Annotated in this window: 13 protein-coding genes; 8 read left to right on the plus strand and 5 right to left on the minus strand. The window is 63.0% G+C overall.

Annotated features, from left to right (window positions below):
• Window positions 1–71 precede the first annotated feature (71 nt).
• The 8 genes from prmA (at window position 72) to V8689_RS26735 (ending at window position 10,525) form a co-directional block, all read left to right on the plus strand.
• Entirely contained in the window at window positions 72–950 is an 879-nt protein-coding gene (gene prmA / locus V8689_RS26700) for a 50S ribosomal protein L11 methyltransferase (protein ID WP_034134793.1), read from the plus strand.
• Between the two features lie 30 nt (window positions 951–980).
• On the plus strand, window positions 981–2,231 hold the full coding sequence (locus tag V8689_RS26705) for a DUF3426 domain-containing protein (protein WP_056782802.1): 1,251 nt from the start codon (window positions 981–983) through the stop codon (window positions 2,229–2,231).
• 185 nt (window positions 2,232–2,416) lie between these two features.
• The gene (gene dusB, locus V8689_RS26710; RefSeq protein WP_034126416.1) at window positions 2,417–3,430 is read left to right on the plus strand and encodes a tRNA dihydrouridine synthase DusB; all 1,014 of its coding nucleotides are present in this window, start codon (window positions 2,417–2,419) and stop codon (window positions 3,428–3,430) included.
• A complete protein-coding gene (gene fis / locus V8689_RS26715; protein WP_002555375.1) occupies window positions 3,427–3,747 on the plus strand; it encodes a DNA-binding transcriptional regulator Fis in 321 nt (106 codons plus the stop codon). The genes dusB and fis overlap by 4 nt, the downstream gene beginning before the upstream one ends.
• 81 nt (window positions 3,748–3,828) lie before the next feature.
• Window positions 3,829–5,436 carry a bifunctional phosphoribosylaminoimidazolecarboxamide formyltransferase/IMP cyclohydrolase gene (purH, locus tag V8689_RS26720; protein WP_056782801.1) on the plus strand — a complete coding sequence of 536 codons (1,608 nt, stop codon included), beginning with the start codon at window positions 3,829–3,831 and terminating at the stop codon, window positions 5,434–5,436.
• 128 nt (window positions 5,437–5,564) lie between these two features.
• Complete coding sequence (gene purD, locus V8689_RS26725; RefSeq protein WP_014716727.1) at window positions 5,565–6,857, plus strand: phosphoribosylamine--glycine ligase; 1,293 nt, start codon at window positions 5,565–5,567, stop codon at window positions 6,855–6,857.
• 116 nt (window positions 6,858–6,973) lie between these two features.
• Entirely contained in the window at window positions 6,974–9,748 is a 2,775-nt protein-coding gene (locus tag V8689_RS26730) for a response regulator (protein ID WP_434520653.1), read from the plus strand.
• A gap of 180 nt (window positions 9,749–9,928) precedes the next feature.
• The gene (locus tag V8689_RS26735) at window positions 9,929–10,525 is read left to right on the plus strand and encodes a MarC family protein (RefSeq protein ID WP_003171467.1); all 597 of its coding nucleotides are present in this window, start codon (window positions 9,929–9,931) and stop codon (window positions 10,523–10,525) included.
• On the opposite strand, the gene V8689_RS26740 is transcribed toward V8689_RS26735, so the two are convergent.
• The 5 genes from V8689_RS26740 to cobG all read right to left on the minus strand — a co-directional run bounded on the left by V8689_RS26740 (window position 10,522) and on the right by cobG (window position 15,872).
• Complete coding sequence (locus V8689_RS26740; RefSeq protein WP_056782799.1) at window positions 10,522–11,301, minus strand: hypothetical protein; 780 nt, start codon at window positions 11,299–11,301, stop codon at window positions 10,522–10,524. The two genes, V8689_RS26735 and V8689_RS26740, sit on opposite strands and share 4 nt — an antisense overlap.
• A gap of 237 nt (window positions 11,302–11,538) precedes the next feature.
• A complete protein-coding gene (gene cobJ, locus V8689_RS26745; protein ID WP_056782798.1) occupies window positions 11,539–13,176 on the minus strand; it encodes a precorrin-3B C(17)-methyltransferase in 1,638 nt (545 codons plus the stop codon).
• Entirely contained in the window at window positions 13,176–13,907 is a 732-nt protein-coding gene (locus V8689_RS26750; RefSeq protein WP_032893769.1) for a precorrin-2 C(20)-methyltransferase, read from the minus strand. The genes cobJ and V8689_RS26750 overlap by 1 nt, the downstream gene beginning before the upstream one ends.
• Window positions 13,907–14,533 (minus strand): precorrin-8X methylmutase, encoded by a 627-nt coding sequence (locus tag V8689_RS26755; RefSeq protein WP_003188162.1) that lies wholly within the window; start codon window positions 14,531–14,533, stop codon window positions 13,907–13,909. Before V8689_RS26755 ends, V8689_RS26750 begins: the two co-directional genes overlap by 1 nt.
• A complete protein-coding gene (gene cobG, locus V8689_RS26760; RefSeq protein WP_056782797.1) occupies window positions 14,526–15,872 on the minus strand; it encodes a precorrin-3B synthase in 1,347 nt (448 codons plus the stop codon). Before cobG ends, V8689_RS26755 begins: the two co-directional genes overlap by 8 nt.
• Window positions 15,873–15,891 lie beyond the last annotated feature (19 nt).

Consider the following 15,891-nt stretch of genomic DNA (forward strand, 5'->3'; position numbering starts at 1 on the left):
TGCTCTCGCGTAAACTTGCGCGCTTTCGCGGCCTGCCCGCCGCACATTCATTTTTTTCAAAGGTGCCCGCCATGCCTTGGCTGCAAGTCCGTCTCGCCATCAGCCCAGAACAAGCCGAAACCTACGAAGACGCGTTCCTCGAAGTGGGCGCCGTGTCGGTGACCTTCATGGACGCCGAAGACCAGCCGATCTTCGAACCAGAACTCAATACCACGCCGCTGTGGTCCCACACCCACTTGCTGGCCCTGTTCGAGGACGGCACCGACGCCGCCGCCGTGCTGGCCCATATGGAACTGCTCACCGGCGGCCCGCTGCCCGAGCATCACAGCGAAGTCATCGAAGACCAGGACTGGGAACGCAGCTGGATGGATAACTTCCAGCCCATGCGCTTCGGCCAGCGCCTGTGGATCGTGCCAAGCTGGCACGCCGCTCCCGAGCCAGACGCGGTGAACCTGCTGCTGGACCCGGGCCTGGCGTTCGGCACCGGCACCCACCCTACCACCGCCCTGTGCCTGGAATGGCTGGACGGCCAGGACCTGACCGACAGCAACGTTTTGGACTTCGGCTGCGGCTCGGGGATTTTGGCAATTGCCGCCCTGCTGCTGGGCGCCAAGGAGGCCGTGGGCACCGATATCGACGTGCAGGCCCTGGAGGCCTCCCGCGATAACGCCGGGCGCAACAACATTGCCGAAGGTAAATTCCCACTCTACCTGCCTGAAGACCTGCCCCAGGTTCAGGCCGATGTACTGGTGGCCAATATCCTCGCCGGGCCACTGGTGTCGCTGGCGCCGCAACTGTCGAGCCTGGTCAAGCCGGGCGGGCGCCTGGCGCTGTCGGGCATCCTCGCCGAGCAAGGTGAAGACGTGGCGGCGGCCTACGCCAAGGACTTCGAGCTGGACCCGATCGCCAACCGTGATGGCTGGGTACGCATCAGCGGTCGTCGGCGCTAGAATGAGCGCTTGCCTGAATCGGATAGCCGCATGACCGACAGTTTCGTCACCCAGTGCCCACATTGCCAATCGCGCTTTCGCGTCAACCACGCTCAATTGAGCGTGGCCCGCGGCGTGGTGCGTTGTGGCTCGTGCCTGCAAGTATTCAACGCCGCTCGCCAGTTGCTGGAGCAACGGGCCCAGGCGTCTGCGCCCGAGCCTGAGGTGCCGACGACCGAAGAGCCGGCCGTCGAACCGACTGTCGAAACGCCTCCCGAGCCACCGCGGGCCATCAGCCAGAAACAGTGGACGGCCGAAGAGCTGGACCTGGATAACCTGGACAAGGAATTGGCCAGGCTGGAACGTCGCGAGATCCAGCACACCCAAGCCGTGGGCGCAGAACGCCGCCAGCCAGGCGCCGACCGTCGGCAAAAGGAAGAGTCCTTCAGCGCCAGCCGCGATACGGTCAAGGCCGAGGAAGAAAAATGGGCGGCCAGCCTGTTCAGTGAGCCACCCGAAGAGCGCGCCCAGGCACCTGAAGAAGAGCCCGAGCCGGCCATGGCACCTGCGTCTAAACAGCGCACCGAACCGTCCATGTCGGCCCATACCGACGACCTCGATGACGAACCGGCTCTGCACGCCACCGCCTTAGATGACGACCTCGACCCGCCGCTGACCCCCACCCTCGACGAGCCGGAACCCGAAGACCGCGTGCAGCCACGACGCAAGCGCGCACGAACGGAAGCCGGCGTACACGACGAACTGCTCCAGGACCTGGAAGACGACCCTCTGCACTTGTATGCGCAGAAGCGTCCGTCAGGCTGGGGCCGCCGCCTGGTCTGGATTGTGCTGGTGGTGCTCGCCGCCGCCGGCCTGGCCGGCCAATACGTCGCCTACCAATTCGACGACCTGGCCCGCCAGGATGCCTACCGCCCGTGGTTCCAGGCGCTGTGCCCGAAACTCGGATGTACGGTGCCATCGCGGGTCGACATTACCCATATCAAAAGCAGCAACCTGGTGGTGCGCAGCCATCCCGAGTTCGCTGGGGCGCTGGTGGTGGATGCCATCCTCTATAACCGCGCGACCTTCTCCCAGCCCTTCCCGCTGCTGGAGCTGCGCTTTGCGGATTTGAACGGCAGCCTGATTGCCAGTCGTCGCTTCAAGCCCGCCGAATACCTGAGCGGCGAGTTGGCCGGCGTCAGCGAAATGCCCTCGCAAACGCCGATCCACATCTCCCTGGACATCCTGGACCCCGGCAACAAAGCCGTGAATTACAGCCTGAGCTTCCATTCGCCCGAGTAAAACGGCGTGCCCACCGAGGTTTGACGGCGGATTATTGACTTGGCCGCCGTCGACCAAACCGATGGCGATAAAAAAGTAACTGTTCAGATTTTATCCAATTCAGCCTTTAACCAGTCATCGAGAGCGGGTATCATGCCAACCCTTTTTCGAACTCTAATGATCCGGCCCCACAACAGGGAAGTCCTATGTCGGCGGTACGCATCGGCCCATACACATTGCAAAACGGCTTGATCCTCGCCCCAATGGCGGGTGTCACCGACCAGCCCTTTCGTCAGCTGTGCAAGCGTTTGGGCGCGGGTCTAGTAGTCTCTGAAATGGTTACCAGCGACATGAGTTTGTGGAACACCCGCAAGTCGCGGATGCGCATGATCCATGAAGGTGATCCCGAGCCACGCTCGGTGCAGATCGCCGGTGGCGATGCGCAGATGCTGGCGGATGCAGCCCGGGCCAACGTGGAGCTGGGTGCACAGATCATCGATATCAACATGGGCTGCCCGGCCAAGAAGGTCTGCAACAAGGCCGCCGGTTCCGCACTGTTGAAAGATGAGCAGTTGGTCGCCGAGATCCTGCAGGCCGTTGTCGGCGCAGTGGATGTGCCGGTGACCCTGAAGATTCGTACCGGTTGGGACCGGGACAACAAGAATGGCCTGACGGTGGCGAAGATCGCTGAACAGGCAGGTATTACAGCGCTGGCGGTGCATGGCCGCACCCGCGCCGACCTTTATACCGGTGAAGCCGAGTACGACACCATTGCCGCGATCAAGCAGGCCGTGTCGATGCCCGTCTTTGCCAATGGCGACATCGACAGTGCCGAGAAAGCCCGGCGCGTGCTGCACGCGACCGGTGCCGATGGCTTGTTGATTGGCCGGGCCGCCCAGGGGCGGCCGTGGATTTTTCGTGAAATCGAGCATTTCCTGCGTACCGGTGAAGTCTTGCCGGCACCAGAGTTGGTCGAGGTGGAACGTATTCTGCTAGAGCATCTGGCCGCCCTGCACGCCTTCTATGGGGACGTGATGGGAGTACGCATTGCTCGCAAGCATGTCGGCTGGTATCTCGCCACCTTGCCGGGCGCCAAGGAATTCCGCGCTCAGTTCAATCGTTTGGATGAAACGCAGGCACAGGTCGCCACCGTTCGTGAGTTCTTCGCCGGACGCGACAAGAGCCTGGGAACAGGGGATGGAGAAGGGGTGGCCGCATGACGATGATGACCGAGACTTTAGTGAGTGGAACAACACCCGTGAGCGACAACGTCAATTTGAAACAGCACCTCAACACGCCGAGCGAAGAAGGCCAGACCCTTCGCGGGAGTGTCGAGAAAGCGCTGCACAATTATTTCGCCCACCTTGAGGGCGCTTCCGTCACGGATGTGTACAACCTGGTGCTCTCCGAAGTCGAGGCGCCCTTGCTCGAAAGCGTGATGAACTACGTCAAGGGCAACCAGACCAAAGCCAGTGAGCTGCTGGGCCTCAACCGTGGCACCTTGCGCAAAAAGCTCAAGCAGTACGATTTGCTGTAAGCATTCAATCAAACCAGAAAGGCGCCCGCGTAAAACGGTCGCCTTTTTTGCTGACTTCCTTTGCTTTTGATGGAAATTGAGATGACCGACCAGACCACCCGCCTGCCGATCCGCCGTGCCTTGATCAGTGTTTCCGACAAGACCGGGATCCTCGAATTTGCCCGGGAGCTGGAAGCCCTGGGTGTGGAAATCCTCTCCACGGGCGGGACCTTCAAACTGCTGCAGGACAACGGCGTGGCCGCAGTAGAAGTCGCGGACTACACCGGTTTCGCAGAAATGATGGACGGTCGCGTCAAGACCCTGCACCCGAAAATCCACGGCGGCATCCTCGGCCGTCGCGGCATCGACGACGCCATCATGACCGAGCACGGCATCAAGCCGATCGACCTGGTGGCCGTTAACCTGTACCCGTTCGAAGCCACCATCAACAAGCCAGGTTGCGACCTGCCGACCGCCATCGAAAACATCGATATCGGCGGCCCGACCATGGTGCGCTCGGCGGCCAAGAACCATAAAGACGTGGCCATCGTGGTCAATGCCAGCGACTACGCCAGCGTCCTGGAAAACCTCAAGGCCGGTGGCCTGACCTACGCCCAGCGCTTCGACCTGATGCTCAAGGCGTTCGAACACACCGCCGCCTATGACGGCATGATCGCCAACTACATGGGCACCGTGAACCAGGCGGCGCCAACCTTGAGCACCGAAGGCCGCAGCCAGTTCCCGCGCACCTTCAACAGCCAGTTCATCAAGGCCCAGGAAATGCGCTACGGCGAGAACCCGCACCAGAGCGCGGCGTTCTATGTGGAAGCCAAGCCGGCCGAAGTGGGCATCGCCACCGCCACTCAACTGCAAGGTAAAGAACTCTCCTACAACAACGTGGCCGACACTGACGCTGCGCTGGAATGTGTGAAGAGCTTCGTCAAGCCGGCCTGCGTGATCGTCAAGCACGCCAACCCGTGTGGCGTGGCCGTCAGCCCGGACGCTGAAGGCGGTATCCGCCAGGCGTACGAACTGGCCTACGCCACCGACACCGAATCCGCATTCGGCGGCATCATCGCCTTCAACCGCGAACTGGATGCCGAGACCGCCAAAGCCATCGTCGAGCGCCAGTTCGTCGAAGTGATCATCGCCCCAAGCGTCAGCGAAGAAGCCCGCGCCATCGTCGCCGCCAAAGCCAACGTGCGCCTGCTGGCCTGTGGCGAGTGGTCGGCAGACCGCGCCGCCGCCTGGGACTACAAGCGCGTCAATGGCGGCCTGCTGGTACAGAGCCGCGACATTGGCATGATCGGCAGCGATGACTTGAAAGTCGTGACCAAGCGCGCGCCGACCGAGCAAGAGATCAACGACCTGATCTTCGCCTGGAAAGTGGCCAAGTACGTCAAGTCCAACGCCATCGTCTACGCCAAGAACCGCCAGACCATCGGTGTCGGCGCTGGCCAGATGAGCCGTGTGAACTCGGCACGTATCGCCGCGATCAAGGCAGAACACGCCGGTTTGCAGGTGGTGGGTTCGGTGATGGCATCCGATGCGTTCTTCCCGTTCCGCGACGGCCTGGACAACGCTGCGAACGCCGGCGTGACCGCCGTGATCCAACCGGGCGGCTCGATGCGTGATGCAGAAGTCATCGCCGCCGCTGATGAAGCGGGCATTGCGATGGTCTTCACCGGCATGCGCCACTTCCGCCACTGATTGATCGTTCCCACGCTCTGCGTGGGAATGCAGTCCGGGACGCTCTGCGTTCCAAAGCGTGACGCAGAGCGTCACATGAAGCATTCCCACGCAGAGCGTGGGAACGATCAAGTTAACGAGGTTTTGAAATGAATGTTTTGATCATTGGCAGCGGTGGCCGTGAACACGCCCTGGCCTGGAAAGTAGCCCAGGACCCACGCGTGCAGAAAGTCTTCGTGGCCCCCGGCAACGCCGGCACCGCCATCGAAGCCAAGTGCGAAAACGTCGCCATCGACGTGCTGGCCCTGGAGCAGTTGGCCGATTTTGCCGAGAAGAATGTTTCCCTGACCATCGTCGGCCCGGAAGTGCCACTGGTAGCAGGTGTTGTTGATCTGTTCCGCAGCCGTGGCCTGGATTGCTTCGGCCCTACCGCTGGCGCCGCCCAGCTGGAAGGCTCGAAAGCCTTCACCAAGGACTTCCTGGCTCGCCACAAGATCCCGACGGCCGATTACCAGAACTTCACCGAGATCGAACCGGCCCTGGCTTACCTGCGTGAGAAAGGCGCACCGATCGTGATCAAGGCCGATGGCCTGGCTGCCGGTAAAGGCGTGATCGTCGCCATGACCCTGCAGGAAGCCGAAGACGCCGTACGCGACATGCTCGCCGGCAATGCCTTTGGTGACGCCGGTTCGCGCGTGGTCATCGAGGAATTCCTCGACGGCGAAGAAGCCAGCTTTATCGTGATGGTCGACGGCAAGAACGTATTGCCGATGGCCACCAGCCAGGACCACAAGCGCGTCGGCAACGGCGACAGCGGCCCGAACACCGGCGGCATGGGTGCCTACTCCCCGGCGCCGGTGGTGACCGCCGACGTGCACCAGCGCGTCATGGACCTGGTGATCTGGCCAACCGTGCGTGGCATGGCCGATGAAGGCAACGTGTACACCGGTTTCCTCTACGCAGGCCTGATGATCGACAAAGCCGGTAACCCGAAAGTCATCGAGTTCAACTGCCGTTTCGGCGATCCGGAAACCCAACCGGTGATGCTGCGCCTGCAATCGAGCCTGGTGCTGCTGGTGGAAGCCGCCCTCGCCCAGGCCCTGGACAAGGTCGAAGCGCAATGGGACCCACGCCCGAGCGTTGGCATCGTGCTGGCGGCCGGTGGCTACCCTGCCGACTACGCCAAGGGCGATGTGATCGAAGGCCTCGACGCTGCCGCTGCGCTGGAAGGCAAGGTGTTCCATGCGGGCACCGCGCTCAAGGACGGCAAAGTTGTAACCGCCGGTGGCCGAGTATTGTGCGCCACCGCGATGGGTGCCAGTGTCGATGCCGCGCAACAACAGGCGTACAAACTGGCGGCAAAAATCGACTGGAAGGGCTGCTTCTACCGCACCGACATTGGCTACCGTGCCATTGCCCGCGAACGCGGCGAGAACAACTGAGCAGCTACACTTGCGGTAGCTATCCGTTCGGTTAGGTAAGGGCCTTTGGCCCTTGCCGTACCCTGTCGCCCCGCGCATAGTTAACCCGTGCATCCAACTACCGAAGGGATTTCGCCGTGCGCTGGCTCAGGATCGCCATAGGTTTCACAATCAGTCTGCTGACTTTGCTCTGCTTGCTACCGGCCCAGGCCGCCGCGCAAGACAGTGGCTGGGCGGTATTGCTTGATGAACAGGCCGACCTGCAACTGAGCGACATCCGTTCCGCCCGCTATACCAATCAATTCAGCCCCATCGAACTGGACCGGATCACTGCCGCGCAGCCGGACGGTGCGTTGTGGGTGCGTTTCAGGTTGCAGCCCGGCAAGCACGAACAAGTGCTGCGGGTGTTCGCCCCGGACCTGTCCAGCCTGAGCCTGTACGTGCTGGACGGCGACACCCTGGTGGAGCAACAAATCACCGGCACTCGCCAACCCCAGGCTGAGCGCCCGCTGCCCAGCAGTGACTTCATGTTACCGATGCCCCAGAGCCAACAGCCTCTGGAGGTGTACCTGCGGCTGGTCTCGGAACACGAACTGCGCCCTTACATCACCCTGGAACCTGCGGTCCTGGCCGCTGCCAACCAGAACCAGACGCTGATCTACGGCTTGCTGTTCGGCGTGCTGTCGATGCTGATCCTGCACAACCTCACACGCTTCGCCTACCACCGCTCGCGCAGCAGCCTGTGGCTGGCCGCGTGCGAGTTCCTGTTGATGCTCAGCCTGGCACTGCTACTCAACCTGGTGGGGCCGTGGCTGCCGAACTGGCACGCGATCCAGACCCCTGGCGCCTACCTGGCCCTGCTGCTGACCGCGCCCTGCGGGCTGATGTTTGCCTACCGCTTCTTCATGCCCCTGGGCCCGCATCCGCTGAACAAAGTATTGATGGCTGACATCCTGCTGATCATCCTGTGCGGCCTGCTGCTGTTGTTCGTCAACACCTTGCCGTTGAACATCATCACCTATGCCCTGGTCGCGCTGGCAGGCCTGAGCATGCTGTTTGTCTCGGCCTATCACTGGCAAAAAGGTTACCGCCCGGCGCGCTTGTTCGTGGCGGCCATGGTGGTGTTCAACATCGGCACGCTGATCATCCTGCCCGCCCTGCTCGGCCTCACCCTGGTGGCGCCACAAGGCCTGATCGTCACCCTGCTGAGCTTTATCTGCCTCAGCGGCCTGCTGATGAGCCTGGCCCTCGGCGAGCGCCAGCGCGCCATTGTCGAAACCCGCTTCAGCCTCAGCCGCGACCTGGCGGCCAGCAACGCCGAAATCGCCGCCAAGGCCGAGTTCCTGGCGAAGATCAGCCACGAAATTCGCACCCCCATGAACGGTGTGCTGGGCATGACCGAGTTGCTGCTGGGTACGCCGTTGTCGGTGAAGCAACGCGACTATGTGCAGACCATCCACAGTGCCGGTAACGAGTTGCTCACCCTGATCAACGAGATTCTCGACATTTCCAAGCTCGAATCCGGCCAGATCGAACTCGATGATGTGCAGTTCGATCTCAATGCATTGATCGACGACTGCATGAGTATCTTCCGCGCCAAGGCCGAGCAACAGAATGTCGAGCTGATCAGCTTCATCCAGCCCCAGGTGCCACGGGTGATCAGCGGTGACCCGACGCGGCTGCGCCAGGCTTTACTGAGCCTTCTGGAAAACGCCCTGCACAAAACCGATGAAGGCGAAGTGCTGATCGTTGTCGCCCTGGATGAGCGCAGCACCAAGCCGCGCCTGCGCATTGCCGTGCAAGACAGCGGCGTGCCCATGGAAGCCGCCGAACGCGACGCCCTGCTGCACAGCGAACTGCACAGCAAGAACTTCCTTTCCGCGACGCGCTTGAGTGGCCACCTGGGCCTGGTCATCGCCCGCCAGCTGATCCTGTTGATGAACGGCGAGTTCGGCGTCAAGAGCGGCAGTCACCAGGGCAGCACCCTGTGGCTGACCCTGCCGCTGGACCCGGAACGCCTGGAGCACCCGACCAGCGACCTCGACGGCCCGCTCAAGGACGCCCGCGTGCTGGTGGTGGACGACAACGACACCTGCCGCAAAGTGCTGGTGCAGCAATGCACGGCCTGGGGCCTGAACGTCAGCGCCGCGCCTTCGGGCAAGGAGGCCCTGGCGCTGCTGCGTACCAAGGCGCACCTGCGTGATTACTTCGATGTGGTACTGCTGGACCAGAACATGCCCGGCATGACCGGCATGCAACTGGCGGCGAAGATCAAGGAAGACCCGAGCCTGAACCACGACATCCTGCTGATCATGCTCACCGGCATCAGTAACGCACCGAGCAAGATCATTGCGCGCAACTGCGGGATCAAGCGCATCCTCGCCAAACCGGTGGCGGGCTATACCCTCAAAACCACCCTGGCCGATGAGCTGACCCAGCGCAGCAAAGGTGCCCTCGTGGCCCGCCCGGCCCCCAGCGCACCGGCCGCCATCACCGTGCCCAGCGATTTCCGCATCCTGGTGGCCGAAGACAACAGCATTTCCACCAAAGTGATTCGCGGCATGCTCGGCAAGCTCAACCTCAACCCAGACACCGCCAGCAACGGCGAAGAAGCGTTGCAAGCGATGAAAGCCCAGCGCTATGACCTGGTATTGATGGACTGCGAGATGCCGATCCTCGATGGTTTCTCTGCCACCCAGCAACTGCGGGCGTGGGAAATCAGCCACCAACGCGTGCGTACGCCGGTGGTGGCGCTCACGGCGCACATTCTCTCGGAACACAAAGAACGCGCACGCCAGGCGGGCATGGACGGGCATATGGCCAAGCCGGTGGAACTGTCGCAACTGCGCGAGCTGGTGGACTACTGGGTGGCGCAGCGCCAACAGATTCCTGAGCACAGCACCCTTTCCTGATGATCGTTCCCACGCTCCGCGTGGGAACGCCGCCCGGGACGCTCCGCGTCCTGCTTGAACGTGACGCAGAGCGTCACTGGATGCATTCCCACGCAGAGCGTGGGAACGATCAGCCAGCTCCCACATTTGATCTCTGTCAGATAGACTCCTCCACACTTCCCCCGCCCGCGAGCCGCCCCCATGCTCCATGTGTTATTCAGCGTTTACCTGAAGATGCTGGTGCTCTACAGCCCGTTCTTTGTGCTGTCCTGCTTTATCAGCCTCACCCGTGGCTATTCCAGCAAGGAGCGTCGGCGCCTGGCGTGGAAAGTCGCACTGGCCACCCTGGTATCAAGCGTGCTGCTCTACCTGTTTGGCCGGGTGATTTTCAGTGTGTTCGGCATTACCGTAGACGCGTTCCGCATCGGCGCCGGCAGCGTGTTGTTTATCTCCGCCCTGGGCATGGCCCAGGGCAAGTCGGCGGTGCAGACCGACAACGTGCAGCAGGACGTGACCATCGTGCCGCTGACCATCCCCCTCACCGTCGGCCCCGGCACCATCGGCGCCTTGCTGGTGATGGGCGTCAGCCAACCGCACTGGGACGACAAGCTCACCGCCATCCTCAGTATTGCCCTGGCCAGCCTGACGGTAGGCGTGGTGCTGTACCTGTCCAACCGTATCGAACGCATTCTCGGCGACCAGGGCTTGCAGATTGTCAGCCGCTTGATGGGCCTGTTCGTCTGCGCCCTGGCCGCGCAAATCATTTTTACCGGGGTACGCGGCTACCTGGTGCCCTAGATCCGGTATTTGGCGATAGCCATTTCGACTTTGTCACCGGCGCTTTCGCGCATCAGCTGGATGGTTTTCTCGTTGACCATCGAGGTATTGAGCACAAGGCAAGTCTGCCCGCTGAAGGCCTCGAACGAGGAACTGTCCCACTCCAGGAACGGCAGGCCCACCTGTTTATCCACACCATGAGTGCTGTAGGTCACCAGCACCATGATCAATTCGCCGTCTGTTTCAGCGCAGGAGGCCAGGCCGAAATCGCCGCCCTCGCGCACCGCGCAATTGCGCTTGAACAGCTCGAAAGACGCTGGCTGGCGCTTCAATGCGTCCAGCGCATCGGCGGCCAGCTTTGGCAATGCGCTGAGCAACGGCCCGGACAGCGCCGTCGACGTCAGCATCGAGGCGATGATATTCAGCGCCGCCAGTTGCACGGTCAGGCCCTTGCCCGCACGCGAGACCCGCTCAAAGCGACTGCGCAGCGGCAGCCAGCCCAGGCTGACCATGACCTTGATAAATTCCTCGTACCACGCCTCGCTGCCCCGCTGGACGTTCAGCACATCGCTCACATAACTGCTGGCCAGCAGGTAGCTTTTGCGCACGTATTCGCGGTTCAACGCCGACAAGCCTTCGGCAAACGAAATCACCCCGTTGTTGACCACGGCCGCATTGCAATCATCCTCGCGATCCAACGCGCCAGTGGCCTGCGGTGCAGGTGCGCCCGGCAATTTGTAGGCGGCAATCAACTTGCGCCGTTTTTTGCTGTTGATCCTTCTGTGACGTCGCTCCATTTTCTGTTCTCCACAAGCACCCCACATGGGGCTTGCTTCCACACTAGTCCAGGGAGCGGCGGGCTTTCCATGCGACAAACATCCCTTGGCCTGCCCCGCCCAAAACCAGCGCCCAGCAATAACAAGGCGCGAGCGGCAGGCTTCTGGTTTTCATCGCAGAAAAAAGAAAAAGCCCCGAACAACACCAGAGGAATCCCTGGGTTATTCGGAGCTTTCCGGCAGCCAACGGGGCTGTTTTCAGGAGTTGGGTTTGTCGCCATACCAACGTGGCGTGTACACCCACTCGCCGCCACCGGCGCGTGGGAACACACAGGTGGTGGATGAACCGATCAGCACCATAGTGCGCATGTCCACCTGCTCGGGGGTCAGTTGCCCCAATGTGGTGACGCGCAGCGTCTGGCCTGGGCGGCCGATGTCACGGCCCAGCACCACCGGCGTCTGTGGCGTGCGATGCAACGCGACGATCTCCAGGGCGCGCCCCAGTTGCCAAGGCCGCGACCGCGAGATCGGGTTGTAGAACGCCAAGGCCAGGTCAGCCTGGGAAGCCAGGTCCAGGCGTTTTTCGATGATCGACCAGGGCTTGAGGTTATCCGACAGCGACATCACACAGAAGTCATGCCCCAGCGGCGCGCCCGCCTGGGCGGCGGTGGCCAGCGAGGCGGAAACCCCCGGCAGGATTTCCAGGTCGACCTGATGCCAGGCCGGCTCACTGGACTCGTGCAGCGCTTCTATCACGGCCGCAGCCATGGCGAATACGCCAGGGTCGCCGGACGACACCACCACCACCGAACGCCCCTGCGCAGCCAACTCGAAGGCGTGGCGGGCGCGCTGCATTTCTTCACGGTTGTCGGTGCAGTGTTGCACTTGGTCGTCACGGAACGGCCCAGCCATGCGCACGTAGGTTTCATACCCCAGCACATCGGTGCAACGCGCCAGTTCCGCCTTCACCGCCGGCACCATCAGTTCAGCGGCGCCGGGGCCCAGGCCGATCACCGCCAGACGCCCGCGCGGGCGCCCCACCTGTGACAGGTCCAAGGGCTGCTCGGCCACGGTAATGCTGATATCCGCAACAGGTGTCAGCGCGGCAAAACGCAGCGGTACGCCCAAGGCCGACGCGGCTTCATGCAAGGACGCGTCAGCCATCTGCAACTCACTGGCCAGCAGGCAGGCCAGGGATTGCACGGCCACACCCGCCTCCTGCAACGCCGTGCGCACACGCTCGGCCAACTGCGCACCCGGCCGGCAAGTGACGTAGACATTCTGCGGGTAAATCAGCAACTCGTTGGCTGCCGGTGTGCGCTCGGCACTGCCCACATGAATCGCCAGGCGCGCTTGTCGATCCTGAGGCAGGTTAGCGTCCTCCAGCCATGGCGCCGCCCCTTCGATACGCACGCTTTCGCCGGCCAGAAGGTCGGAGACAAAGCGTTTGCCCAACTCGATATCGGCCAGTTGGTAGCCCGCCGGCGGGTTGAGCAGGCAGGTGCCAAAACGCAATTCACCGCTGGTGGTGATGGCCGCGGATACGCCCAGTGCCGCGGCGATATCCCGTGCCATCACATTCACACCGCCCAGGCCACCGAGCAACGGCACCACGGCGCTGCCGTCTTCGGCCACGGCCAGCACGGCGGGTTCTTCGCCCTTTTCCAACAGCAAAGGCGCCAGAGTGCGGATCACAATACCCGCGGCGCACAGGGCAATCAGTGGTGTGCCCTGCTGATAGAGCTGACGCAAGGTCGCGCCGAACTCGCTGTAGCTGCGGTCTGCCCCCTCAACCCGTGTGGCCAGGCCGTGGATCAACGCGCCGGGGTAAACCTGCTGGAGCTTGCGCGCAGTCGCCAGGCTGCCCTGGCCCAGAATCACAATCGCCGGGGTCATCAACCTTGCCACCGTTCACCGGGCACGATGATCAGTGAGAAATACGGCGAAGACATCGGCTCCACCTGGTCCAGCGGCACGATCTTCTGGTTGGCCATGGTCGCACGCTCCACATACAGCGCCCGCTCGGCCAGGCCCAGTTCTTCCAACACCTGGCGCACCTTCGGGAAGTTGCGCCCCAGCTTCATGATCACGGCGGCATCGGCATCCGCCAGGCGGCGCTTGAGGTCCTCATGGGGCAATACGCCGGAGAGCACCGACAAGCTCTGGTTGCGATACACCAACGGCGCGCCGAGTACCGAGGCGCCACCGAGCATCGAGCACACGCCTGGAATCACCTCGGCGTCGTAGCGCTCGGCCAGGCGGTCATGCAGGTACATGTAGGAGCCGTAGAAGAACGGGTCACCTTCGCAAATCACCGCCACGTCACGGCCTGCGTCCAGGTGCGCGGCCACGTCGAGGCTGGCGTTGTCGTAGAAGTCGCTGATCACCTGCTCGTAGGACAGCGGCGCCGGCAGCACTTCGGTAGTCACCGGGTACACCAGCGGCATCAGGGTCTGTTGCGGTACCAGGTGGTCCTCGATGATGCCGAAGGCGTTGCCCTTCTTGCCCTTGGCCACGAAGTACGCCACCACCGGCGATTCACGCAGCAGGCGCAGGGCTTTGAGGGTAATCAGTTCGGGGTCACCGGGGCCGACGCCCAGGCCGATCAAACGTCCGCGCACCTGCATTATTCGACCTCCGTGGCCAGGGCATTGACGGCGGCGGCCGCCATGGCACTACCACCCAGGCGGCCTTGCATGATCACGAACGGCACCCCACGGCTGTCAGCGGCGAGCATCGCCTTGGATTCGGCGGCGCCGACAAAGCCCACCGGGAAACCCAGGATCAACGCCGGTTTCGGCGCGCCGGCGTCGAGCATTTCCAGCAGGTAGAACAACGCGGTCGGCGCGTTGCCGATCACCACCACACTGCCTTCCAGGTGCGGGCGCCACAGTTCAAGGGCGGCGGCGGAACGGGTGTTGCCCAGCTCCCGCGCCAGCTCCGGCACGCTGTCGTCGCGCAGGGTGCAGATCACCTGGTTATTGGCTGGCAGGCGTGCGCGGGTCACACCTTCGGACACCATCCGCGCATCGCACAGAATCGGCGCGCCAGCGGCCAATGCGTCGCGCCCGGCCTTGCCCGCACCTTCAGAGAATTGCAGGCCGTCGATGGCCTCGACCATGCCGCACGCATGAATCACCCGCACCGCGAGTTTTTCCAAGTCAGCCGGGATGCGGTCCAACTTGGCTTCCGCGCGAATAATGGCGAAGGAGTTGCGATAGATCTCCTGACCGTCGCGGATGTAATCAATCATCGGTGTTGCTCCGTGGACGAGCGCGCAACAGGGCGCCCGCCGCTTCAATGGAAAGAGTGCGCGCGTGCAGCCGGCCAAAACCTGGCTGGGCTGCATCGCGAAAATAGAGGTCGTAGTGGCCGGGGCCCACCGCCAGCAAGGTGACGGGCGCGGTGTGTGCGGCAGCGCAGGAGCGCGGGCAGCCGGACAGATGCACCTCAACGCCCGGTTGCAGAGCGGCCAGTTGCACGGCGTCGGCCTTGGTGTCGGCCAGGCCTTTTGCGCAGCCGCTGGAACCGGTGCAGGCAATCATGCGCGCCAGCGGGTGGTCGAGGGAGCAGATAAAGCCCAGTTGCGCCAGGCGCTCGGTCACGGCGTGCGGCTTTTCGACGTTGGGCACCAGCACGCCCTGCCAGGGGGTGAAGCGCAAGGTGCCGTCCCCAAAGTCGCTGGCCAGTTGTGCGGCGCCCTTGAGCATCGTCGGGTCCAGGCGGCCCAAGGGCGCGAGGGCGGCAACGTAGAACTGATTCTTTTGCGCTTGTGGATAAGTGCCCACCTGCAGCGAGGCGTTGCTGGGCGGGCGTGTGAAGCCGTCGACTGGCAGCAACGGCACACGCAAATGGCTCAGCACGTTATCCACAGGCAAATGGCGCATGCGCGTTTGCTCAGGGGTGGCGAGGGCCAGAAAGGCTTCCAGCACGGCCACTACCAACTCAAGGCCTTGGCCCAATGGCACGGCCGCCACGGGCGCATCCAGGCCCGGACAACCCGCCAGGCCGAACGCGAGCAGGGTTTCGCCATGGCGTACGAAGGCCGACAACCACAGGTCGTGGTGATGTTCGAGCATCGCCAGGTCTTCGCCGCCATCGAGCTGCACCGCGAACTTGGCCGACAGTTGATGGAAACGCGGATGGTTTTCCAGGGTGGCGAGGATCTGCGCGGCCAGCGGGCGGGTGTCGAACAGCATCTGCGGGTCGATGCCGGCGCTGGGGCTGAGCATCAGGTTGCGCACGTCGTCACCGCCCGCGTTGCTGGGCCCCAGGCCCGCCGCCAGCAGCCGGGCGATCAACGCTTCCTGCTCGGCGCCGATGCCGCGAATCTGCAGGTTGGCGCGGTTGGTCGCCTCGATCACCCCGCCTGCATAGGCCTGGGCCGCGTCTGCCACGGCGTGGGCCTGGGCGGCGGTGATCGCGCCACCCGCCAATTTGACCCGGCAAATGCCGCCGTCCAACGCCTGGACAATACGCAGCAACCCCGGACAAGCCGAGGGGCGCAAGGTATTCACAGCGGGCGTTGGGTTCACGGGGCTACCGGTTGACGGGTAAAGGCGCGGTATTATGCCTGCTTTGTCCGGCGGCATGAAAAGCCTGCCCGTCGGA

The organism is Pseudomonas sp. AK181, assembly GCF_051122975.1.
GTDB classification, from domain to species: Bacteria; Pseudomonadota; Gammaproteobacteria; order Pseudomonadales; family Pseudomonadaceae; genus Aquipseudomonas; species Aquipseudomonas lactis.